At 34.9% G+C, this 23,623-nt stretch carries 27 protein-coding genes; 22 read left to right on the top strand and 5 right to left on the bottom strand.

The features are described from left to right. Positions 1-4: 4 nt before the first annotated feature. Together AC27GZ_RS09210 and AC27GZ_RS09215 are read right to left on the bottom strand one after the other, a co-directional pair. A complete protein-coding gene (locus AC27GZ_RS09210; RefSeq protein WP_487094666.1) occupies positions 5-454 on the bottom strand; it encodes a MarR family winged helix-turn-helix transcriptional regulator in 450 nt (149 codons plus the stop codon). A 3-nt stretch (positions 455-457) separates the two neighbouring features. Continuing rightward, positions 458-940, bottom strand: coding sequence for a glutathione peroxidase (locus AC27GZ_RS09215; protein WP_487094667.1), 483 nt, complete (start codon positions 938-940; stop codon positions 458-460). Positions 941-1,098: 158 nt separating this feature from the next. Here AC27GZ_RS09215 and AC27GZ_RS09220 point away from each other — a divergent pair, with 158 nt between their 5' ends. The 3 genes from AC27GZ_RS09220 to AC27GZ_RS09230 are packed head-to-tail and all read left to right on the top strand — an operon-like array spanning position 1,099 to position 2,661. Continuing rightward, positions 1,099-1,356, top strand: a complete 258-nt coding sequence (locus AC27GZ_RS09220; RefSeq protein WP_487094668.1) for a DUF2999 family protein — start codon at positions 1,099-1,101, stop codon at positions 1,354-1,356. A gap of 6 nt (positions 1,357-1,362) precedes the next feature. Further along, positions 1,363-1,728, top strand: a complete 366-nt coding sequence (locus AC27GZ_RS09225; RefSeq protein WP_487094669.1) for a HopJ type III effector protein — start codon at positions 1,363-1,365, stop codon at positions 1,726-1,728. Positions 1,729-1,758: 30 nt separating this feature from the next. Continuing rightward, positions 1,759-2,661, top strand: a complete 903-nt coding sequence (locus AC27GZ_RS09230) for an NAD(P)-dependent oxidoreductase (RefSeq protein WP_487095254.1) — start codon at positions 1,759-1,761, stop codon at positions 2,659-2,661. Between the two features lie 95 nt (positions 2,662-2,756). Here AC27GZ_RS09230 and sbcB read toward each other — a convergent pair whose 3' ends face one another. Continuing rightward, positions 2,757-4,202 (bottom strand): exodeoxyribonuclease I, encoded by a 1,446-nt coding sequence (gene sbcB, locus AC27GZ_RS09235; RefSeq protein WP_487094670.1) that lies wholly within the window; start codon positions 4,200-4,202, stop codon positions 2,757-2,759. Positions 4,203-4,384: 182 nt separating this feature from the next. Between sbcB and AC27GZ_RS09240 the strand changes: the two genes are divergently transcribed. Continuing rightward, positions 4,385-5,587 carry a tyrosine-type recombinase/integrase gene (locus tag AC27GZ_RS09240; RefSeq protein ID WP_487094671.1) on the top strand — a complete coding sequence of 401 codons (1,203 nt, stop codon included), beginning with the start codon at positions 4,385-4,387 and terminating at the stop codon, positions 5,585-5,587. Here AC27GZ_RS09240 and AC27GZ_RS09245 read toward each other — a convergent pair. Then, the gene (locus AC27GZ_RS09245) at positions 5,567-5,779 is read right to left on the bottom strand and encodes a hypothetical protein (RefSeq protein ID WP_487094672.1); all 213 of its coding nucleotides are present in this window, start codon (positions 5,777-5,779) and stop codon (positions 5,567-5,569) included. The genes AC27GZ_RS09240 and AC27GZ_RS09245 overlap by 21 nt on opposite strands. Before the next feature lie 878 nt (positions 5,780-6,657). Here AC27GZ_RS09245 and AC27GZ_RS09250 point away from each other — a divergent pair. The 8 genes from AC27GZ_RS09250 (at position 6,658) to AC27GZ_RS09285 (ending at position 13,852) form a co-directional block, all read left to right on the top strand. After that, positions 6,658-7,023, top strand: a complete 366-nt coding sequence (locus AC27GZ_RS09250) for a hypothetical protein (RefSeq protein ID WP_487094673.1) — start codon at positions 6,658-6,660, stop codon at positions 7,021-7,023. Between the two features lie 74 nt (positions 7,024-7,097). Further along, complete coding sequence (locus AC27GZ_RS09255; protein ID WP_487094674.1) at positions 7,098-7,802, top strand: hypothetical protein; 705 nt, start codon at positions 7,098-7,100, stop codon at positions 7,800-7,802. A 1-nt stretch (position 7,803) separates the two neighbouring features. Then, a complete protein-coding gene (locus AC27GZ_RS09260) occupies positions 7,804-8,157 on the top strand; it encodes a hypothetical protein (protein WP_487094675.1) in 354 nt (117 codons plus the stop codon). Between the two features lie 13 nt (positions 8,158-8,170). Beyond that, the gene (locus AC27GZ_RS09265; protein WP_487094676.1) at positions 8,171-8,527 is read left to right on the top strand and encodes a hypothetical protein; all 357 of its coding nucleotides are present in this window, start codon (positions 8,171-8,173) and stop codon (positions 8,525-8,527) included. Between the two features lie 720 nt (positions 8,528-9,247). Then, positions 9,248-10,123, top strand: coding sequence for a helix-turn-helix transcriptional regulator (locus AC27GZ_RS09270; protein WP_487094677.1), 876 nt, complete (start codon positions 9,248-9,250; stop codon positions 10,121-10,123). 66 nt (positions 10,124-10,189) lie between these two features. Then, positions 10,190-11,989, top strand: a complete 1,800-nt coding sequence (locus AC27GZ_RS09275; protein ID WP_487094678.1) for a hypothetical protein — start codon at positions 10,190-10,192, stop codon at positions 11,987-11,989. A 3-nt stretch (positions 11,990-11,992) separates the two neighbouring features. Further along, on the top strand, positions 11,993-12,709 hold the full coding sequence (locus AC27GZ_RS09280; RefSeq protein ID WP_487094679.1) for an OmpA/MotB family protein: 717 nt from the start codon (positions 11,993-11,995) through the stop codon (positions 12,707-12,709). Beyond that, complete coding sequence (locus AC27GZ_RS09285; RefSeq protein WP_487094680.1) at positions 12,710-13,852, top strand: HNH endonuclease; 1,143 nt, start codon at positions 12,710-12,712, stop codon at positions 13,850-13,852. It abuts the gene before it with no gap. Between the two features lie 577 nt (positions 13,853-14,429). Here AC27GZ_RS09285 and AC27GZ_RS09290 read toward each other — a convergent pair. Further along, positions 14,430-14,729 (bottom strand): site-specific integrase, encoded by a 300-nt coding sequence (locus tag AC27GZ_RS09290; RefSeq protein ID WP_487094681.1) that lies wholly within the window; start codon positions 14,727-14,729, stop codon positions 14,430-14,432. Positions 14,730-15,027: 298 nt separating this feature from the next. Between AC27GZ_RS09290 and AC27GZ_RS09295 the strand changes: the two genes are divergently transcribed. The 10 genes from AC27GZ_RS09295 to AC27GZ_RS09340 all read left to right on the top strand — a co-directional run bounded on the left by AC27GZ_RS09295 (position 15,028) and on the right by AC27GZ_RS09340 (position 23,269). Beyond that, positions 15,028-15,882: a putative zinc ribbon protein gene (locus tag AC27GZ_RS09295; RefSeq protein WP_487094682.1), complete on the top strand. Its 855-nt coding sequence runs from the start codon at positions 15,028-15,030 to the stop codon at positions 15,880-15,882. A gap of 263 nt (positions 15,883-16,145) precedes the next feature. Continuing rightward, entirely contained in the window at positions 16,146-16,499 is a 354-nt protein-coding gene (locus AC27GZ_RS09300; RefSeq protein WP_487094683.1) for a hypothetical protein, read from the top strand. 1 nt (position 16,500) lies between these two features. After that, the gene (locus AC27GZ_RS09305) at positions 16,501-17,739 is read left to right on the top strand and encodes an SEC-C metal-binding domain-containing protein (RefSeq protein ID WP_487094684.1); all 1,239 of its coding nucleotides are present in this window, start codon (positions 16,501-16,503) and stop codon (positions 17,737-17,739) included. Positions 17,740-18,177: 438 nt separating this feature from the next. Continuing rightward, entirely contained in the window at positions 18,178-18,957 is a 780-nt protein-coding gene (locus AC27GZ_RS09310) for a hypothetical protein (protein ID WP_487094685.1), read from the top strand. A gap of 37 nt (positions 18,958-18,994) precedes the next feature. Next, positions 18,995-19,480 carry a DUF1643 domain-containing protein gene (locus AC27GZ_RS09315; RefSeq protein WP_487094686.1) on the top strand — a complete coding sequence of 162 codons (486 nt, stop codon included), beginning with the start codon at positions 18,995-18,997 and terminating at the stop codon, positions 19,478-19,480. A gap of 41 nt (positions 19,481-19,521) precedes the next feature. Then, positions 19,522-20,145, top strand: a complete 624-nt coding sequence (locus AC27GZ_RS09320) for a hypothetical protein (RefSeq protein ID WP_487094687.1) — start codon at positions 19,522-19,524, stop codon at positions 20,143-20,145. Between the two features lie 16 nt (positions 20,146-20,161). Then, the gene (locus tag AC27GZ_RS09325) at positions 20,162-20,521 is read left to right on the top strand and encodes a hypothetical protein (RefSeq protein WP_487094688.1); all 360 of its coding nucleotides are present in this window, start codon (positions 20,162-20,164) and stop codon (positions 20,519-20,521) included. Positions 20,522-20,979: 458 nt separating this feature from the next. Further along, positions 20,980-21,675, top strand: a complete 696-nt coding sequence (locus tag AC27GZ_RS09330; RefSeq protein WP_487094689.1) for a 3'-5' exonuclease — start codon at positions 20,980-20,982, stop codon at positions 21,673-21,675. Positions 21,676-21,777: 102 nt separating this feature from the next. Beyond that, positions 21,778-22,356 (top strand): hypothetical protein, encoded by a 579-nt coding sequence (locus AC27GZ_RS09335; RefSeq protein WP_487094690.1) that lies wholly within the window; start codon positions 21,778-21,780, stop codon positions 22,354-22,356. 367 nt (positions 22,357-22,723) lie between these two features. Continuing rightward, positions 22,724-23,269 carry a recombinase family protein gene (locus tag AC27GZ_RS09340; protein ID WP_487094691.1) on the top strand — a complete coding sequence of 182 codons (546 nt, stop codon included), beginning with the start codon at positions 22,724-22,726 and terminating at the stop codon, positions 23,267-23,269. The last annotated feature ends 354 nt before the right edge of the window (positions 23,270-23,623 follow it).

Consider the following 23,623-nt stretch of genomic DNA (forward strand, 5'->3'; position numbering starts at 1 on the left):
TACTTTATCGATTAGACATGGTGGTAAGCAGGCTATCTAATTGATTATTTAATGCTTGCAGTTCATCAATCGACATTCCTGTCACAGAAAACATTTGTGCAGGAATGTCTTTAGCTTTAGCTTTTAACTGACAACCTGCTTCAGTTAATTTTATTTCAACGCTGCGCTCATCTTCATCATTACGTTCTCGATTCAGTAGCCCAAGTTTTTCTAATCGCTTTAGTAAGGGCGATAAAGTCCCTGAATCTAAATCTAATTTGTTCCCTATACCTTTCACTGAAATCCTTGATTGGGTATTGTTCGTTTCCCAAAGCACTAACATGACAAGATATTGTGAATAAGTAAGCCCTAAGTGTTTTAATACGGGACTGTATTGCCTATTCATTAACTTTGTTAAACTGTAAAAGCGAAAACAAAGTTGGTTTTCTAGCGCTAAACTGTCATTTGTATTCATTATTTATAATAACTTTTCTATATCTGCTTCAATAGTTTCCGGCTTAGTAATTGGTGCATAACGTTTTAAAACCTTGCCTTCTTGATTCACTAAAAACTTAGTGAAGTTCCACTTAATGCCTTTAGAGCCAAGTATGCCAGGCGCCTGGTTTTTAAGAAGAGTAAATAGCGGGTGCGCATCATCACCATTGACATCAATTTTACTAAAGAGCGGAAAACTTATATTAAAGCGAAGATCACAAAATTGTTTTATTTCTTCATCACTGCCTTTTTCTTGTTGTTTAAATTGATTACAAGGAAATGCGAGTATTTCAAAACCACTGTCGTGATGCTTTTGATATAAGGATTGTAGGCCTTTATATTGTGGTGTAAAACCGCAGTCGCTGGCAGTATTAACAATAAGTAATACTTTATTTTTAAAACGCGATAATTCAACTTGTTCACCTTGCGTATTGTTTGCACAAAGATCATAAATACTTGTTGTCATGAAAATGCCTACCTATTGATTATTTAAATTTTGTCAAATTAAATTGTGCACAATTTAATTTGACAGGCACTTTATATTGTTTTTATTTTAATTGCAAAAAAAGGTACACTTTACGCGGAAAAAATAACTTCAGAACAAACCAAAGAGAAGCAAGTAAAATGAATCCAATTCTTCAATTATTAAAAGAGTTAAATATCAGTGATGACAAGATCAGTGAGCTTTTTCAAGCACTAACAGAAAACCCTTTAATGGCGATGGGCATCATTCAAGAATTAGGCATTCCACCAGAAAAATTACAAGCTATTATGGGACTAGTTATGACGCAGCCTGATTTAATAAAAGATGCGGTAGAAGAGCTAGGACTAGATTTTTCAAAAGTGGAAGCAGCGAAAGCAAAATTAAAAGCAGGGCAGTAAAAAATTATGAGCGATAGCAACGTTGGTACATTAGATACATTGATAGCGAAAATTAAACAACAAGCTGAGAAAATTGAATTTGAGCAAGTGATGCAGGTTATACAAGACAACTACCAATACCAGCCTTCATCATTTCAAAACGGTGAGTTAACTAATGAAAGTGGTACGAATGAAGGATCTTGTAAGATTTTTTATTTTGCTAAGCTTAACCAGCTGACTGAGCAAGAAACTTTATCATGTTTTGGGCGTTATTATGTTGAGGATGTACTTGGAAACCCTGCAGGCTCTGATCATGGCAATATTAGAAACTTTATGAAAACAGGTTGGCAGGGCATAAATTTTAGCTCGGTTGCTCTAACACCAATAAAATAAGTACTAATTAAGAAAACGGTTTAATTATCTCTGTTCACTTTAAGTAGGGTTTATCAAATGAAAGTCGCATTTATCGGTTTAGGTGTCATGGGATACCCAATGGCAGGCCATTTGCAAAAAGCGGGTCATGAGGTTTGTGTTTATAACCGAAGCAAGGACAAAGCGATAAAATGGCAAGCAGAATATTCTGGTCAATATGCTGATACGCCAGCACAAGCAGCGGAAAATTGTGACATTGTTTTTTGTTGTGTTGGCAACGATGATGATGTTCGACAAGTAGTTTTAGGTGAGCAGGGAATATTAGCGGGTATGCCTCAAGGCAGTATTCTTGTTGATCATACTACTGCATCGGCTGAAGTTGCCCGTGAAATTTATCAAGTTGCTCTACAACAAGGTAAGTCTTTTCTTGATGCGCCTGTATCTGGTGGTCAAGCCGGCGCAGAGAATGGCATGCTAACGGTTATGGTTGGTGGTGAACAAGCTGTCTTTGAACGCGCTCAGCCCGTGATGAAAGCTTATGCAAAGTTTAGTCAACTCATGGGCGCTGTTGGCAGTGGTCAATTAGCGAAAATGGTTAATCAAATTTGTATTGCTGGCATAGTTCAAGGCTTAGCGGAAGGTTTTAGCTTGGCTGAAAAAGTAGGGCTAGATCCGACCGCTTTGGTTGATACCATTGCTAAAGGTGCTGCGGGGTCGTGGCAAATGGAAAACAGATACAAAACCATGTTCGAAGGTGAGTATGATTTCGGTTTTGCGGTCGATTGGATGCGTAAAGATCTCGCCATTGCTTTTGATGAAGCCAACAAACATAATCTGGATTTACCGATGACTCAGATGGTTGATGGTTTTTATCAAGAAGTTCAGGCATTAGGGGGTAATCGTTGGGATACTTCTAGCTTGATTGCTCGTTATAAAGCACCCAAAAAAAATTAGGCAAATTAAATTAGTTATATTCGTATGAGGGCTTTGAAATGAATGTTAGCTCTCATACGCTAGTAAGCTTTTACTTATTTTTTCATCTTGCGTTTTTATCCTTGAATATACTCATATAACGCTTTGAGTATCGACATTTTTCCTTTATTCTCTTCATGCTCATGAGCTAAATTTTCAATCTTAATCATAAACTCATCAATACTTAATAAACCTTTACCGCCATACTGAAGTTTGTTTTGGCAATATTGTTGCCAACGCTGCTGTTCTTCAGTTGTAAGGGTATGAGGATAGTTTCTCGCTCTGTACCTGAATAAAAGTACGGATAAGCGTTTATCTTGAAACTGAAAGGGGTGACTACCTAGTTGCTCAGGCGGTAACTCTCGTAAAATATCCATCTGCGCTTTATCACTATGGCTAAAGAAACTACCGCCATACAATGCTTGTTCAACATCAATGTCGTTATCATCAAACGGCTCTGGGGCAAATACATCACTTAGCTTATCTCTAAGTTCAGAATGTTGTTTTAATGTTGCTAGGTTATCTAAACAAACATCTCGTGGAATATCTAAACGTTGGGCATTTTCCGGTAATAACGTTTTTGCAGGGGCAACAACAGGGCACTTATTGATATGAATAAGTTTCACCGGAATGGGTTTTTCATCAGGGGCTAGTTCATCGTAGCGCGTGTATAAACGCGATTTAATTTCTTCGCTGCTTAATGAAATAAGTGGTGAAATGTCTCTTGCTAAATCAACACAAATCACTGCATTTTTATTGACAGGATGATAACTAACGGGCGCAAACCAACTAGTACAACCATGTGCTGAAGATATTTTAGAAGAAGTATGCACGACAGGTGTCATTTCAGCCACATTTAACAATGCAGACACCTCTTTTTTACTTTTCAAATTGAAAATAAACTCATAGAGCTTCGGCTGTTTCTCTTTAATCAGTTTTGCCATCGCAATGGTGGCATAAACATCACTCATCGCATCATGAGCAGCTTCATGACTTATGCCATTGGCTGCTGTAAGCAATTCTAAGCGAAAACTGACAACTTCTTCGCCATCACGCTCAACTGTTGGCCAGTTTATACCTTCAGGCCTCAGCGCATAACAAGCACGTACCATATCGATAATATCCCAGCGACTATTACCGTTTTGCCATTCCCGAGCATAAGGGTCATAAAAGTTGCGATATAACAAGTAACGAGTAACTTCATCATCAAAACGAATGTTGTTATAACCTGCGACACAAGTATTAGGCACAGTAAATAATTGATGAATACGGTTTGCAAACTCTGCTTCACTAAGCCCTTCACTCTGTGCTTTCTGTGGCGTTATTCCTGTAACCAAGCAAGCCTCTGGGTTAGGTAAATAATCAACCGGTGGCGCACAGTAAAACATTTCAGGCTCACCAATAATGTTTAAATCGAGATCCGTTCTGATACCTGCAAATTGTGAAGGTTTATCGAATTTAGGTGATATACCCCATGTTTCATAATCGTGCCAAAGTATTGTTGGCTGTGTTGGAATGGTCATTATTTGTTGTTAACTTTTCTGTTAACCCAGGTTTTTAAAGGAGTATTGAGTAAAATGGTTATCACTTTTTGTTGTTACCTGTTACTATGTTTTTTTATTGAAATTCACAATTATTTGTCGCCCTTGTGTCGCCAGAAGTAAAATCTGTGTCGCTGCGGTGGATGCGAAAGAGATGGTTATACATGGGACTTACACATACTAAATTAAAAGCACTGCATGGTAAAGGTAGAAGTAAAAAGGTAGAACTTCCAGATCGTGATGGCCTAACTGTTGTTGCAGGTTTAAAAGGCAAGGTAAGTTATGTTTTTCGTTACCGTATTGCAGGTAAAAGTAAACGAATAACTATAGGTAGCTTTCCTGCATTTTCTCTTGATGAAGCGCGTGAAAAAGCCTGGAAGTATAAAAAAGAAGTTGAGTTAGGCAACGATCCCAAAAATATTAGGCCAGTTAAAAACATTAAATATATCAGTGAATGCTCTCAACACTGGCTTGAAAATTACGTTGTGCACTTAAAGCCTTCAACGCAAATTTATTACCAATCTATTGCCTCAAGGTTTTTTATTGATTCATTTTTTAGTTATGATATTGAGCGGGCGCGCTTTGAAGAGTGGATTACTTTTTTTGATAAAATAGCTATGGCTACTACTCGTAAAAATGCTGGTAGCACATTAAAAATATTGAAATCTATGTTGCGCTTTTGCCTTTCAAGAGGTGTGATATCTGGCTGCAAGGTTTTTGATATTCAATTGAAGGCTATAGGCGAAAAATCGACAGTAGGCCAACGAACTTTAGCATTACATGAGGTGGCTAAAATATGGATCGAAATAGGTCGTACAAAAGCAACACCCGCAACGAAAAATTGTACTAAATTACTGTTATTGTTTGGTGCAAGAAATACAGAAATTAGAAGCGCACTGCGATCAGAGTTTGATTTGGATAAAATGTTGTGGACATTACCAATTAATCGTAGCAAAACGGGTAAGGTTATTCGCAGGGCAATACCTCCCTTAGCGGCGACACTTATTAAAGAGCTTGATGAGCTTTATGGTGAAAATGGGTATTTAATACCTGGAGCTCATGCTAATACACCTATGACAACTCATTCAATAGCACGATTTTGTAAGCGAATATGGGGCAAGTTACATGCAACTTATGAAATGGATGAGTTTATTTTACATGATTTTAGGCGAACATTATCAACCCGCATATCAGAGAAGGGTATTTTACCCCATGTTAGCGAAAAAATGCTTGGCCATGAATTACAAGGAGTGATGGCAATATATAACAAGCATGATTGGATTGAAGAGCAAAGGTTTGCTTATGAACTCTGGTGTAATCTCATTCAAAGTGCCGTTGCTCAAGAGTTAAAGCGTGTTTGTGTGTGAATGTTTAATGATATAGTTATCAACATCAACGGATGAAAAACGTAATTTATTTGAAGTAAACACATCAACTGGCTTTGGGAAATCGGGATCATAGTTTTTGTGATCTTTGTTAGTTACTTCGTAATACGTTGATGTTGAGATACAAAGCGTTTCAAATAGTTGCTTTTTTGTTAAAAATCTTAATTGACTCATAATTTGTTTACCATTATTGCTCTATTCAATATTTTTATAAAATAATTCATTTATGAATATTATTTTCGTTTCTTTCTAATAAGTATTGTAAATCAAAGAATCATTGTTACTTGTTTCAATTTTAAAGAATTTTCTTGATAATCTGTGAGTTGTCGCATTTTAATTTTCTTATCTTGTGATTAACAGTAAAAAAATGGAGTAATATATTACTGTTTCATAACGATCAATAGTTCATTTTAGTCGTACTTATTTAACCATGGATTTTATTTCGTGTTAGTTACTCAACAGTTCTGGCTTTTATTTACACGAGTGTTATTTATATAAGCATCAACTAATGAAACTAAGGCAACAGTTGATGTTATTGATGCTAATGCATATAAAAGAAAGAACTTTATTGTTCGTTCATCTTGAGTCATTTCTGGTAGTGAAAAAGATAGTATTAACAGGAATGAAAAAGTCAGTATCAATAATAGATTTACACTGAGATTTTTATAAAGAATATTTTTTCTACTGTTAGGATTGATGTTAGTGCGCCTATTCATTATCTCGAAAAAATAAACGGCAAAGAAAGCAATAACAGGCAGATAAGAAACACACAGCAGGGTAAATACAGCTGTGCTATTACTCTGGTAGCTATAAATAACAGCCAATAAAGACCAACATAAAATCCACAGCAGTAATACCTTAAACATAAATCACCTTATTTATTGCAATAAACGTAACAGGATGAACTATTTTTTTAAACGCGCACCTCAGGGAGTTGTGTTTTTGGCTTTACAAGAAGTTTACTGAAGAGTTGTGTTGTTATCGCAGTCGCGCATGTTAGCTTTTTTGATAATGTTTCTATTTTGATTAGTTAATGTATTACTAGGAGTGAAATGAAATCATCTGAATTATTTAGTCATATTAGAAAACACTTTAGTCTCACTAAAGCAGATATTGGACACTTCCCTCATCAAATAGACTTAGAGAAAGATGAAAGCACTGGTGAGATTATTTTGCCAATGCCTAAGCACCTATATGGTGATATTGCAGATGTCGATGATGTCATCTCATTTAGTAGAGTGGCAAAGCATAAAATCTCTATTACCAACTTAAGTTGCAAGGTTAAAAAGTGGTCAAGGTTTGTCCGTGAGTTCACCTCAATGACTCGTCAGCTTAATTCAATGCATCATCCATTAAACAGAGTAATCTTTGAATACCAAGGACAATATTATTTATTGAAAAACAAGGAAAAAATATAAGGTGTTGGCGCAGTCGCGCGTTTTAGCTTTACCTGTAGGCTTTGTTTGAACCATTTAAACAAAAGGAAAATCCTATGACAAAGCCAACCAAAGCGATATTCGCTTTTCGTGCGCTCGATTTTAAAAATCGATTTCAGCAACCTTATCCTACCTTTATTCAAGCACTTGAAGCATTGCAAAGCCCTGATGCTTATATGGGCCATACGGGTAAAATAGTCTGTTACTTTACTGATGGTAGTGAAGTTACCATACCTAACCATTACTTTACGCACAGTGCGCTCAAGTTTACCCATGAAGCACAAGCCGAAGACTGGTTAAAGACAATGAATGAGCAAGGTAAACTCCCAATTTATGCCTTTGATTCAACTGAAGCTCAACTAATCACCATTGATAAAGCGTTAACTGTAGCTGAGCAATTAAGCTATGCGATGCGTATTCATGACGTTACTTTAGTCACAGCAGAAGAAAATGAGCAGGTGGCTAAAAAAGTAGAGAACTTTTTACTCTCCAACAAGGTTATCACACCTAAAGCCTTACCTGTTAAGCCTATGCCAAGCGTTGATGAGTCACATCCACTGCCAAAGTCTAAAGCAGAGATTCTTAACTTAATGTCAAAAGCCTGGGCTCAATCACCTCAGTTAAGGTTGATGCAGCTATTAATTAACATCATTCAGCCTCTTGATGTATCTAAACTTTATTACTTAAGCGATGAGCAGCTAAATCAATTGCTGATTGGTTACCTTGATAAAACCCCATTAATCTTAACTGAGGAAGGCTAACATGGATGCGTTAACCAAAGAGAGAGTCGTGTTTAAAGCCATTAACAACGTTTGTTGTTGTTTATTAATTAATCGAGATGAATTTTTGGCATCGATACTTGTTGACAACTATTCAGGTGTGCAAGGTCAAGAGACTTTGTCACCTACCGAGCAAAACTCTCAAACCATCATTAAGTTACTTTATATTTTTCATCACGTAGAGCATTTTTGTTGTGGTGATATTGAGTTTATCCGTCACTGGTTTGGTAGTGAGAATAAGCAGCTCAGCGCAAAACCGATTGTGCTTATCTATAACAAAGCAGGCATTGAGGAATTGTATGATTATTGCCAAACGTTCAATTCAACAAGATTGTAAAAAGGAGCATGGCATGAGGTATAAACCTGATGGTTGGTTGATATTAAAGTTCACAGGTAATGACAGTGAAAATGACAACCAACACCCCCCCTTTTTTAAAGTCTTTGGCTCATATAATGGCAGCTATTTAGAAGGTGACTCATGGCGCTTATCGTCAGGCACTTATAGTTTTGATAATGCAGTCATTAATGATGACTACGTCGATTGGAAGCAATATTCTGGCTCAATATATCGTTTGAATAAAGCGGCAGAAGGGCAGTTAACCACAGATAACCGTAACCAATTAACCAGTATTATTGAGCAAGTAAAAGAGACTGGAATGGATATTGACATAGTATCTTTGGGAGCTATAGCAGCCTGCAATAGTTAATTGATGGAAGGGTAATACACCTAATCATTAAGCTAACTAAAAATAAAGCCGCGAACATAATTGTTCGTCGGCTTTATGATAAAACCTCATTAGATGAATCTGTGTGATTACTAAAGGATATGGACAGTATAAAAACTTAGCGATTTAGCTGTTTTTAGCCAATTGCGGACATTAAGCCTTCGTAAATTCATGAGCGTATTTAGGGTAATATTAGCCAAAACTTTCTGTTCAACTGTGGGAGGGGTCAAACAATAAACTGCCATTAGTAATTTATCCCTGGATGCTTTCATTCCTACTAAGAGATATAAGTTATTGAATAGGTGTGTTTGATTTCAATCAGCGTTTAAGTTAGCCACAGATTGCTCTGCCTAAACTTGGCTTTCCAGTTAGAAAGTTATTTATCCATGATCCCTAAAGGCTTTGTTGCCTTTGATATGCTATAGCCTTGCTCGGTCACTAATGCTACCGCTTCTTTTTGATTTTAGTCGTGTATCTTCTCATTTTCTTTTTGTCATTTTTCCCATCAATAATTGGATTATATTCAATTATCAAAGTGTCATGTCTGATAAAAGTAGAACAACCGATGACATATCCTGAATACCATACAAAAAATTACATAAACGTAACATTTATGCGCTTGTTTTAACCAAGTAGGGGAGTAGAGTGTTGTAATCAAATTGATTACCTTGTTCGCTCAAAATCAGGCTATTTAAAATCATTATGGTTAACAAAAAATTATCAGAATTAAATTATGCACAAAAACAAAGGTTGGCATTTATTGACTTTATGTTAATGTTTAAAGGTGCTTTCTCAAGAAGTGATTTAACCACTAAGTTTGAAATGGGGATGGCAAATGCTACCCGTGATATAGCCTTATATAGAGAACTTTCCCCTACCAATTCCGATTTCGATAACCCGTCAAAGTTATATATTCAGAATAAAACATTTAAACCACTATTTAATTACGAACCACGAAAAACCTTAGCAAAATTAGCAAACAAAATAAGCGATGGGTTTGATGGCGTTTTGGAAGTCACTTTTCCTGTTTCTGACCCATTGCAACTTAATCTACCGGATATAAATATCGTAGCCAAATTAGTTCAAGCCGTTATAAATAAAAAGGTAATTTCAATCATCTATACATCTTTATCATTAGGTTCAAAAGCACGTGAGATTATTCCACATACTATTGTAGATAACGGACTTAGATGGCTCGTGCGAGCTTTCGATCGGAATACAAATTCTTTTCGAGATTTCGTTATTACTCGTATTTCTAAAGTAAGTCTACTCGAACAGAAAGTGGAAGAGTTTGAAAAAGATGTCGAAGATAACCAATGGATGAGAAAAATGGACTTACACATAGTTACTCACCCAACTAATGCTCTATATCCTCAAGCAATAGAACTTGATTACGGTATGGAAAAAGGTGTATTACAAATTACGGTTAGAGCTGCTCTTGTTGGTTATTTATTACGACGTTGGAATATAGATTGTACAGAAGATGCGTCTTTGAAAGGCGCTGAATATCAACTTTGGTTGAGAAACAGGCAAACACTTTATGGTGCTGAGAACCTAACAATAGCACCAGGATATTAATCTTAATTTAGATTAAATACTTATGACTGATGGAAAGTTTTGAACCCATCAATAAAAGGAAAAGTAATGGAAGTAGTAAATATATCTAACGAACAAGCTGTAATGTTCACAAGCTCTTTAACAACCCTATTCTGCATATTAATTGGCATTGCCTTTTTGTTTGCCCTTACTAACCTTAAGCGAGGTAAAGCTTTAGACTACGTCTCTTATACACCTGCTTTATTAACTTCTTTAGGTATATTAGGAACATTTACAGGTATTGTAATTGGTCTTATGGCGTTTGATGCGAATAATATTGATGGAAGCATTGAAGGGCTATTAAATGGTTTAAAAACAGCTTTCCTAACAAGTCTTGTCGGCATCTTTTTATCAATAATATTTAAAGTTCTTCAAACTTCGGGAGTAGTATCAATTCCTAAAAGTATTGATGAAGTACCCACCGCTACTCCTGAAGATATACTTGGAGCAATCAACTACCAAGGGAAATCAATTGAAAACCTTGTCACTGCTATTGGTGGTGATGGTGATGGTTCTATTTTGAGTCAGCTTAAATTGTTACGAGGGGACATAAATGACAACCAAAAAATATCAATAAAGTCACAACAAGAAATGTCTGAAACACTTAAAATGGTAAACGAACAACTTGTTAATCAGAAGGATAACTTTACTATTTTTTCAGACAAGCTATGGATAAAAATGCAAGACTTTGCAGATATGCTTTCGAAGTCAGCCACAGAAACGGTAATAGAAGCACTAAAACAAGTTATTAGTGATTTTAATAACAACCTTACAGAACAATTTGGTGAAAATTTCAAACAACTTAATGAGTCTGTTAAAAAGTTAGTTGTATGGCAAGAAAATTACAAAGATCAAATTTCTCAAATGACAGAGCAATACAAGCTTGGTGTAACTTCAATTACAGCAACTGAAGCTTCAGTCATGGCAATTAGCAATGAATCTAAGGCTATCCCTGAAACAATGACTGACTTGAAAAGTATTATGGAAGTCAATAATCATCAGCTATCAGAACTAGAAAATCACTTATCGGTATTTAAAGATATCCGTGATAAAGCAGTTGAAGCAGTACCTGAAATAAGAAAGCAGATAGATGAAACTGTTAAAACAATATCTGATTCTGTTGAATCAGCAAGTAACCACTATACAACATTGTTAACAGAATCCGATAAGTATATTCAAAACCATATAATGGCTTCAAACGACTTACTTGATAAGTTCATATCTAACAGCAAAGAAGGTGTCGAAACTATAGGTGAAAAGCTGGCTGAAAGCGCCGCTAAAGTAGAAAAAGTAATTTCTGGTGGCGCAGAAGAATTCGAGACACAAGTTAAATTAACGAATGAAAGCTTGCAAGCAACAACCCATGAAGTGAGTGACAATACAGTAAAAATTAGAGAGGAATTAGACCATACAGTTAAAGAACTAAGTATGAATGTTCGAGATATGGTAAATGGTCTAATTGATGATTCTAAACTTATGGCGAAAACATTAACTGATGCGAATAATGCTTTAGTGACTGACACTTCATCAGTTAGAGATAGCGTTAGTCAAAGTATTGAAAGCATGCAAAAACGCCTTGAATCATCATTGGAGGATGTCTTTTCTTCTCAGACCCAACATATGACGAAGGTTTTTTCTAATATCGATACGGGATTAAAAGATCAAGTGGGTAAAACAGGTGAGGCGGTTGAAAAGCAACTAAGTATGATCGACCAGTCTATGCAACAAGAACTTAATAGAGTAATGAACGAAATGGGTAAAGCACTTGGTCAAATCAGCAATCAATTTGTGAAAGACTACTCTAAGTTAGTAACTCAAATGAACTCTGTTGTAACACAGGGGGTATAATTTATGTCTTCTACAAGTTCTATCTTTGGCTCTTCAAAGCAAAAGGAAGATGGCGAACATTGGTTGACTGTTTCCGATTTAATGGCTGGTCTGATGATGGTTTTCCTATTCATAGCTATTGCTTTTATGCGTCATGTATCTACTGAGAGAGACAAAATCAAAAATGTAGCGGTAGCTTATCAACAAAACCAGGTTGCAATATTTGATGCATTAAATACTGAATTTGAAAATGACTTAACAAATTGGAAAGCATCAATAGATAAAGAGACTCTATCTTTTCAGTTCAACTCACCTGAAGTGTTATTTTCAAGTGGTGAAAGCGAGTTGAAGGTTGAGTTTGAAGAAATATTAGACAACTTTATTCCTCGTTACTTACGAGTATTAAATAAATACAAAAGCAGTATTGATGAAGTGAGAATTGAAGGGCATACATCGTCCGAATGGGGCATTGATACTCATCCAGACGATGCCTATTTCTTTAATATGACACTATCTCAGAATCGAACACGTAGTGTACTTAATTATTCTTACTTCTTATCAGAACTTACGAATAAACAAAGAGTTTGGATTAAATCTTCTTTTGCAGCAGTGGGCTTGGCTTCTTCTCGCTTGAAATTAGATAACGACGGTTCCGAAAATAAACAAAAGTCTCGTAGGGTATCTTTTCGTGTGATTACCAATGCTGATATTCAAATACGTAAAATCGTTGAAGGTTTATAAATGAAACTAACTATAAATTTTTCTTCTCTTCATCAAGCCGTAAATAAAATGGGAGCAGAGCATATTGAGTTTGAACTCTCTAATGAATTGATCCCAATTGAGCCGATTGATAAACAACTTAATGAAGGGCTTGAAGTTAACTTTGAAGATATAGAGTTTGAAACAGGACTCGCTAGTTATCAAGGGCGCCAGGTTCTGTTATACATAAAAGATCATAGTTATAACAACAAAATTTACGGTGTGTTAGAGGATGGCTCTAAAGGTAATAAATTTCATGTCGCTGATTGTGAAATGCTCGAAAGAATGAGAAAAAAAGGTCGCTTTGATCGATACGTAGTTACAAATAAATTAGACGGGCTGTTTGCTGTATCAGGTGCAAATAACCAAACAAAAGAATTAGTTGAAGGTGAAACGAAATTAAATGTTTGCCAGTATTGCCTCGAGGCAATTAATTATCAAAAGTTTTCCTCTTTGAAAAGAGGTGCTCCTCGAAAGTCATTTGTACAAAGCTTTCAACTTGCAGATTTCTTTGATACTTACAGTTCATTCTTTAAATTTATGCCGACAGGAGTTGCTAATAATCAGATAACTACTTACACCAAAGATTGGGACAATGTATCTAGAAAAGTTCGTGAAAAGTTTAACTACCAATGTCAACAGTGTGGCCTAGATCTTAATCAGCATAAAAGGCTATTACATGTGCACCATATTAATGGTGTTAAATCAGATAATAGCAACAGGAACTTAACGCCATTATGTTGTGACTGTCATCGTAAACAACCTGATCATCAGCACATGTTTATTAAGCATGAAGAAACCAAAGCTATTTCTCAATTGAGAAAAGTGCAGGGGCTTAATGTTAAAGAAAGCTGGAAAGACGTTTATGACTTAGCAGATCCTGGTATGCATGGTGTAATTGATTTATTAGAAAAATATCATGTTTCTTTACCTGAAGTAGGGGAGGAAATTGAAAACAACAATCACGAAGTTATAGCGGAATTAGAACTAGCATGGCCATTAAAGAAAGTTGGTATAGCTATTGATAAGCCTGAAGCTATACAAGCAACTAAACAAGGGTGGAAGGTTTATAGCATGCGTCATGCTCTTAGCCAAATAGAAATACTAGCAAGTAGTTTGAGGTAAATTTAATGTTTTATGATCAAATAAACCTTTTATTTAGCGCCGCCCAAACATTATTTAAGCCTTGGTAATTAGCGATAACGACAGAATCGCTTGGTAATTAAGATACGACAAAGTCGCTTGGTGTTAACATATCTCGATGAATAAGTTTGGACTTCACCTGACAGGCAAGTTTAAGCTATCAAGAGATATTCACTATCATTTACAACGATTTGAACATTTATACAAAGCGGACGTTTAAATAACTCAACCTTGCCCAAAAGGATTAATTTAATTTATACATATTCATTTTATAAATCAAAATCCCTCTTTATATGATTCATAAAACATGGACTTTTAAATCATAATTCAATATAAAGTGATTTATAACGAACAAAGGTATAAATCACATGTATCGTTGGCAAAAAAATTGGCCTCAATTTGAATATGATGCGATACACTTTGAGGCAAGTGTCAGTGTAAGTAATTCAAAACTAACGTCGGCTTGTAGCTAACAACGTCAAAGTCGCTCGGTAATTATACCGTCAGTCTCCTTTGGTAAGCACACATATTCATCGAGATATGAGATCCTACATGTTATCTATTTAATACTTTTGATAATATTAATGTCTGAACTACCTGTTTTCTGTTGGGTATGTATGGCTCTGGATTGGATAGTAGCTCCATGAGCAATATCCAAAACTTTTAGTTTAATAAAACCACAGGCACGTAATTTACAATCTAAAGCCAAATTAAACATCGTTAATTCTCGAAGGTTATTTGCCAGCTCTAACCGTATCCTAATTGACCATATTTCTTCGAGTTTAAGGGGAAGTTTTTGACCAACTAGTTTGCCTTTATTCCAGCAAGTTTTTCGTGAAGTTGATTTGCTGATATACATAATAGTTCTCCTTTTTAAGGGACTATAAGTATGGCTTGAAAAGCTAAAATTTATTCAAAGCTGACATTATGCGTATTTAAGTGAATAAGGGTTCAGTTAGCCAAAATCTGACTTTAGCTTTTGTTAAACCATGATCATATTTTGGGTAATATTTACCGAGATTTTATATTCTCAGTCAGACAATAGAAGCGTTGTATCAATGTTGGCCCTAATTTCCCTAATTAAAGTGACACGCAACTCAGCAATGTTTATATTGATTTAATAAATTACTTTTACAATAAGCCTACGTAAAGTCGTAATGAACCTAATACCTTTTGCATTATCTAAAAACACTAATCAATTAGTCGATGTTACTGATGTTGAATCAGGAAAAAAATGTGACTGTATTTGTCCAAGCTGTAATATCCCCTTAATTGCAAAGAAAGGCGAAGTTAACGAATGGCACTTTGCTCATGACAGTCAGTATGTTGATAAAGAACAGGAAAAAGAGTGTGAATTTTCTTGGGTTGTTGCCATTAAAATGATGCTCAAGCAACTGTTAGTTGATGGAAGTAAATTAACACTTACAAGTTATAAGTTGCTGCATAAAGGAATTGGCTACCAAAAGTCCCCACACATACTCCTGATCACCAATGCTTCTACAATTGAGTATTCCAACCCAGAATTAAAGGCTTTATCTTGTGATGTAATCGTTGATGTTAAAAAAACAAAACTCGGCATTATCTTTTTTATGAAGGAAATTCCTGCACAGAATTTTACCGATTTAGATGAAAAGTTAGGTGGTGTTATTGGTATCAATATTAAAGAAATCGCATTAAAAGACAATAAAGTCATTAATAATTTACGTAATCACATGAAGTTCATGCTTGAAGGTAAAACCTTTGCGAAAAAATGGATTTATCATAAAAATGAAGAGGTAAAAATAACATCGCACGAACAACACTTACAAAAACAAACTGAAGTTGAAATACCTGCCTCTTGGATGAGTAAAAGCAGGAAAGCCTCGTATACAGCTCCCGATATAAAAAAAGATGCATTAAACGTCAGTCAGCAATGGTATTGCATAAAATGTGATCATGATTATCAAGGTACTAAGAAAGGGATTAACAAGTGCCCTCTTTGTCATGAACACTTGTATAGGGTCGAGATATAACACATTAAAAGGGCAGCTGATCCTCCAGTATAGATTACCATCAATGAATACCTTCGGACTTCATTTGCCACAAAGCCGACCAAATTTAGACATGTATTTATCACAATAAATAGCCCACTTAGCCACCAAAACGGTCATAGTGATTTTAGATCAAAACAGTAGTTGAACCGACAAAGCAGACATTACATAATATATTGATTTTTAGAGTCATTTATCTTTAGCTAAAATGATTATTTTTTATAAACAGTTTCTTGGGGAATATTATGAGAAAATCTCACCAATCTGAAGTTGAAAGAAGACACATTGAAAAGGGAACATGGGAATCTACATCTGTGGGATTTGGCATGCATGGTTCAGGTGAAGGAGTTGGAGGTAGACCTGTTTCAAATGAATATATGGCAGAACAAGAGAAACGTTTTAGTTCGGTAAGCAGAGCAAATAGTAACAAGAAGACTCAAAGCGAGTATAAAGCACAAAAGGAGACTGATACTATAAAGCAGCGATTAGCGCACGCAAAAAATATGTTCCAAAAATATTCTAGACGTTCATCTACATCAAAAGAAGCTAAGTACTTTAAAGAACTTATAGAGCAGTTAAGAACTGAAAATAATAAATAAAATGATAAAGTCCTATAATTTAGTTAAATTTTTCAGTACTGATGTAAAAGATAAACACTACCAAGCTCAAAGGTTTATAAATTTACTTCCAAGTAACGCACTTGTGAAAACAAGAGACTGCTTAAGTGCATTACTTAAAAGTATTGAACCTAACCTTATTAACAAGAATGAGTCGCTTCTCCAACAAATCCAACAAGTTGAAAACTCAGGAAACTACAGTTTTTCAATTATCAATCGTATGCATACGATCAGAAAACTTGGTAATAAAGGTGCTCATACATGTGATCTAGATGATGTAAAAGATTTAAGTTCGTCAGCCCAAAAAGCATTTGAAGAATTAAACATTCTGCTCTTAGAGCTTTCTCAAGTTAAAAAATTTGTAAGTAAAGAAATTAAATCAGTCGAGTTAGATACTAAATACTCAGCAGAAGAGATGCTAATTCGAGTTTTTTATGGTAATAATCGCACCAAAGAGGATATAAGTAGCTTAATTGATTGCTTTTTTAATCAGGCTATTGCAACCAAGACAAAAGATAGTTTCCTGATAACACAAGCAATAAAATTGGAGGAACTTTATAGAGTCGAATATCCCAACCTACAATTAGAATTGGCTATATCCCTATTTTGGTATTCAAATTGTGCCGATAGTAATTACAAGAAGGTAGCACAAAAAAAATTGGATGACTGTTTAGAGCAAGGTGATATTAATGCAATTGTTTTTACATGTGCATTACACCTGAAGTATCAATCTAAATTATCCTGTAAAAACTTCTTCATTATAACTGAATTTTTTGAAAACATATTAACAGGTTGTAGTCCTTTTGATAAGCACGTTGCCTTGATTTGCCTAATACCAAATCCCAATATAGTTCCAAAAAGTGATTATTTCACAAAGAAACGTGTGCTAGAAAATATCAAGAAGTTGTCTGATAGCGTCCCTCAATACAGCAATATAAGAGCAGAGTGTATCGCAACAATAATTACCTCTTTAGTCTCTTTAATGGAAGTACATAATACAAAAACATTAATTAAAAAATATCTTGGAGAACTGAAGGAGTTAACGGACGAAAAAATCTCCGACCCTGAACTATACCCTGTGCTGTCTGAGATGATTTCATCTAGAACTTTATTACTTGAAAAACTTAGAAACCCTAAATCGAAACTTATAAAAATTAGGAGAAATGATCTATGCATATGTGGAAGTAGGAGAAAATATAAAAATTGTTGTATTAGCAAGTAACTCAGTCTTTTCTAGTCTCACACGTTGCCTAATATTAAGGCTATTTATATATAGGATTATTAAACCTGTACTTTGAAATGTTGAACTTTAGTATACTCATGACTGCTTTAGGCTCACACAGTTACCATTTCGAAATTAAATGCCAATGGCAGTATGCCATAACCGGTCATTGAACTTTTGTGAAACCACAAGCATATTTAGGGCAATGCTAACTGAAGTTTCTTGCTCATTTGTGGGGCAAGTTTAAGCTCTAAGGCGACATCCATATCCTATTTTATACGTTAATCAAATCAGCACATGGTTTGCAGATAAAATACAGATAACTGAGCTACTATTGCTACATAGAATGAAATTGACAACAGATAAATTAGGTGAATCTATTTACATGTGTGATTTCCTGTCACATAATGTATGTACATTTCTTACTGTAGAACATTTATGATGAAAAACATTGAAATCCCTGAATCATTATTCAACCGACTAGCTAAACATGCTTCAGGGTTTGATACACCAACTAATGTAATTACCCAATTACTCGATTATTACGAGGGTTCAAATCCCAAATCCAACGTTAATCAAAGTATTGTTCAGAATGCTTTTCAAGAAGTTTTTAATGTAGAGCCTCGTTCTTTTGGCCTCAAAACATCTGTCTACAGTGGATATAGTGATAATAACAATGGTGTTCAATGGAATATTATTGTTAATAGGAATACAGGCGCGGTTAGCTTAGGTGTTAATTTAGAAGGAGTGAAATACAAAGATTGGCCTATAACCAATTTATTACTCGCAGAACGAGAAGATATGGCATTACTTGACTTAATAGATATTAATGAGGCAAAAAATATTAATTTCAAAATGACAAGAGATGCTTGGCAAGCAGCAGCTAGACCTGAAATAGCCGAACGGTTTATTACACAAGAAGACTTTAAATTAGCTTCATTGAACAAAGCTCAATGGAGTCGTATTATTGAGGAGTCATTAGCTTGCCTTGATGAAAACTCAGATTATAGAAAACGTGGTAACCAAACTGTTTATTTAACAAAATCGAATGTAAGTAAAGTAATGCCAACCAGCCCACACCTTAGTTTTAGTCTTCAAGTTTCTACTAATGAACCTAAAGAAATATCTCCCTTTATAGAAAGTCTCAAACATGCCAAATCAGTTTTAATGCCTTTATACAAGTTCTCTATGAAGCAAAGCACTTCAAAGGATGCTTAATTTTTTATCAATGATAATGACTTAGGTGATATCGAAGATGAGCCAAAAGATAGTGAAAAAATTGTCAACCTACCGATATCGACTTGAAAGAGATATATCTCCTTCAGGTGATATAGTAATAGCCTTCATTGGTATAAACCCATCAATTGCTGATGAATCTATTGATGATAATACCGTAAAAAATTTAAAGGTGTTTTCTGCGAATAATAATGCAAGAAAAATGATAATCGGTAACGTATTTGCTTATCGTTCAACTGATGTTAAAGATCTTTCTAAAGCCACTAAACCAATTGGTCCTGATAATGATAAAGAACTTGAACTAATTATCAATGAAGCAGATATGCTTGTGCCTTGTTGGGGGAGTCGTACTAAATTACGGGTAGCACTCAGGCCTAGATTAGATGAAGTCATGTCTATGTTGGTAAAATCAGGAAAGCTTATTAAAGCCCTTGGGGTAACATCTACTGATGACCCTCGCCATCCACAAGGTGTATCTTATAAAACAATGTTTATTTCTCTGTGAATAAATTTAGGACATGTTCCATAATTGAAATGGAGTGAATAATGTTAAGAAGAATCAAACGCAAAAAATACTTCACTCTATTTTTAATGTTTTTCGTTTCAATTGTTTGGGCTACTGGCCAAGTATCAGATAGCCTTTATCTGGATGGTAAAGAATACAGTATCCTCAGTGTTCGAGGTAGATTGTTGTATCCTTCAGATTTTGGGATTGAGGCAACACCACCACATACCGCAAATGTCCTTGGGTATTACTCAGAGTACAAAATTGAAAATGGAAAGTTATTTTTATCAAAAATCACAATAAACTCTAAAGATGGTAAGTACCCTTCTATAAATGGGGTTGAAGCAGACTTAGATGAAAATAAAACCTGCTATAAAAATCCAAGTAAGAGTATAGATTTTTGCACTACTGACGGTGGCGTATATAAAAATGTGAATACACTTAGTCCTTTAACTGGAAAGCTACTGCTAGGTAGGGGTTTTATTAAAGAACGATATGTTCATTCGGGGTGGCAAAAACCGTCTGCATTTCGAGAGGTATTAGATTTAGAGTTTCTTAACGGAGAGCTTATCAAAATAGATAACCTCTCCAATGATAGATCAAAAATTCCAGATTACAGTTTAGAGGCTATTGACGAGATAATAGATTTTTACTTAAATAATTAATTAAGAAAGGAGCAACATGTTTAAAACTGAAATTATCAAGGCACACTTAATCTCCCTCATAGATGAAATAAACACTAATAACGGGAATGAAAAATTAAAATTTAATCAACAAAAAGTAAAACAAGAAAATATGAGTTTAAGTGGTGCTAATGGTCGTTTGAGGATCAGTCCCTCTACCATAGGGTATGATGTTTCACTAAGCGGAAAATCAGTAGAAAGCAACTTATACAATAGCTTTAAGGATTTATTTGGCTGTGAATGTCATGGTTATAAACAAACAAATAGAAATACAGGAATAATTACACAACCATTTTGGCGTACAGATAATTTATCTTTACTAAAAAAATCTGTATTAATCTACGAAAAAACTAATTAATAAGAGCTTAAAGGTAGAAATAGTATCGCTTTGATAAAATATCTCTATGACCGCTATGGTGGCTTTGTTCACACTCAGGCTGATCGACTAACTGCAAAAAGCCATCATCAAAAGTTCTATATATTCATCTGTGAGGGACGTCTGCTATCGTATCTTTATTAATATTAAGCCAGTGATCATTAGAGACTCCTTCAACTAGCCAATAGCTGAGATTAGCTTTTGTAAAATAATAAGAATATCAGGGGCGGTTTCAACCAAAATTTACTGCATGTTTGAGAGGATGCTGCAAGGTCATTATAGTCGGTCAGATCATATTTGAGGTACTAAAACTAATGCTGTAAAGTAATTGGAATTAGTTGTACCCAAAAGTGAGCCGCTTATGCTAATTAAATGCAGTAAATATTGATGCAATTTAACACTATTAATGATTTATTTTATCTCTAGTCAAAGGAATGAGTATGGCTTTTTTATTTCAATCAATTTTTTTCATCATAATTTATATCGTTCTGAGAAAGTTATATTTATACTTAAACACCTCTCCACAAAAAAATTATCAGCCGTTAACGGTCAGAAATTCAAGCGGCATAACTATTTCACCTAAAAAAATAAAACCGCAATCTAGTTCAGTCTCACTATACCCAAATGAATTTATTATTCTTGATTTGGAAACAACTGGACTCTCTAGTCATTCAGATGAAATCATAGAAATAGGGGCAATAAGAGTAGTGGCAGGTGAGTTTGACCATGAATATATGCAGGGAATTGTGGTGGCCGACAAACCAATTCCTAGTAATATTGTTAAGCTCACGGGCATCACACAAGAAATGGTTAATGATGGAGTAGACCTTAAAACAGCGATCACAGAGTTAAAAGGTTTTATAGGTACTCTTCCAATCGTAGCATTTAATGCACCTTTTGATATGGGTTTTTTACAAGTAGCGGCAAAAAAACATGGTTTGTTTTTTAACAACAAAGTTTTTTGTGCTTTGGAGTTGTCAAGATTAGCGTTCCCAGGCTTAAAGTCTTATAAGCTGGATTACTTATCTAAAAAAGGAGGAATAAAGTCAACGCAATCACATCGTGCACTAGATGACTGTAAACGCACTATTGTTGTTTTTAATGCCGCTGTTAGCGTCTTAAAAGAACAAGGGTAAAAACCTAAAACTGTTAGTAACACACCAATCAAGAAAAGCCCTAAAAGCATTCCTCCTAACAAAGTTGATAAAAACAGCTCACCTATTAATTACTTACAATCATTGGATGAATCAGTATTTGATATCAATCAAGGCACAAGTCATAAATTACATGAGATTGAAGGTGTTATGCATGACAACGACATTGAAATAGGGTCAGATATTGGCTTTTATTTACCAGAAAGTACAAGATTTCATTATCTAATTATTAATTCAAAAAGTGCTAAACCACTCCCTCAAACAAACTTTATTCCTACATTTACAAAACTTAATAAAAAACATAACGCTTTATTTGGCAAGGTACTGAATGTTGATGTTGTGCCAAAGTTTGTAAAAAGTAGAGAAGAACTAACAGGTGTACAATTAAAATTGAGCGGTGAATTATTATCAAAAGTGGTCTTTCATGACATTGAACATGCAGCTTCAGCTTGCTTTGGTATCGATGAAGATGAACTTATCTCTTTAACTGAAGATGGCTACCCAGTTAAAGAAGCTATAACAGAGTGCTCTATTTCATTGACGGTTGTCGTTGACTACCAAGGAGCTATATACCCAGTTATTTATGCTACCGAGTTAGACATGTTTTTAGAAGCGGGTGAAATGGTAACACCTAAAGAAATTCTCATTATCTCCAATACGTAAAGCTCAGAAGTTCAGTTGTAGTGGCTCATCAAAATTGGCCTACAATATAGATTTAAAACAGATGTTGGAATGTCAGCTACCGTATCTTAGCAGACCTACCTAGCAAAGTGCCTCAATATGATTTACACGAAAAAAAAGACTCATTAAGCTTGAACATTTTTGGGGATAACTAACAAAGTATTCATGCTCGCAGTTAGTAAAAAATTCTGCCTACCTATATTAATTTGCTCTGTTATTAATTTTATATATTTAGACTACAGCCAAAATGTAACACTCGAAATCACTCCTATCTGTTTCATTTAACGTTAGTTGCGCGATATTGAAACAGGGTTACAGTGCCCTCTAAGACATTAAATGAGGCAGTAATATGAAATTAGGTTATATCCGTGTATCAACCATCCAACAAAATACCGTACGCCAATTAAGTGGTGTTGAACTTGATAAAATATTCGAGGATACTTGCTCAGGTTCAACCCTTGAACGACCATCTTTAGATCAATTAAAAGATTATGCACGGGAAGGAGATATTGTGTTAGTTCATGATATTAGTCGGTTAGCACGAAACATAGAAGATTTAATAAACTTGATACGTTTCTTTAATGAAAAGCTCGTTACCATTCAGTTTATTAAAGAGAGTTTAATCTTTAGTCATGACTCATCAAACCCAATGAATAACCTAATGCTTAACTTATTGGGCGCCGTCTACCAATTTGAAAGAGAAATGCTACTAGAAAGACAACGAGAGGGGATTGCTAAAGCAAAGCTTGCAGGAAAATATAAGGGCAAGCCAAATACGATTAACCGTCAACCTGTTTGGGATTTATTAGATAAAGGCATGTCAATTCGTAAAGTAGCCAAGGAGTTAAGTATTAGCCCTGTTAGTGTTCAGAAGATAAAACTTGAAAGAAATTAAGTATTGATAATGACCATTTTAGATATCATAGTATCTACTTAAGGCAAAGCTTATCCAAATCTGGCAATGAATAGCTGTAATGTGTCAGAAATGGAAATACAGGTAATGGATATAAAACACATTGCCAGAGCTATGGCAGACATTGAAGCCAATTTATAGAGCAAATGCTGGCTCGAAATAACTGCCGTTAAATGCAATGGAATGTTAGTTATCTCAATCAAATGTAAGAGTAATGTTAATAACCTCTTTTTTTGTAAAAATATCAATGATTTTATATGGATAAGATTGTTATGGTACAAACATCGTGTTAATAATTAAATTTTAAACCTTAATAGAATAATAAGCGTAATATGT

The sequence above is a fragment of the Colwellia sp. SU-HH00943 genome (assembly GCF_057546125.1).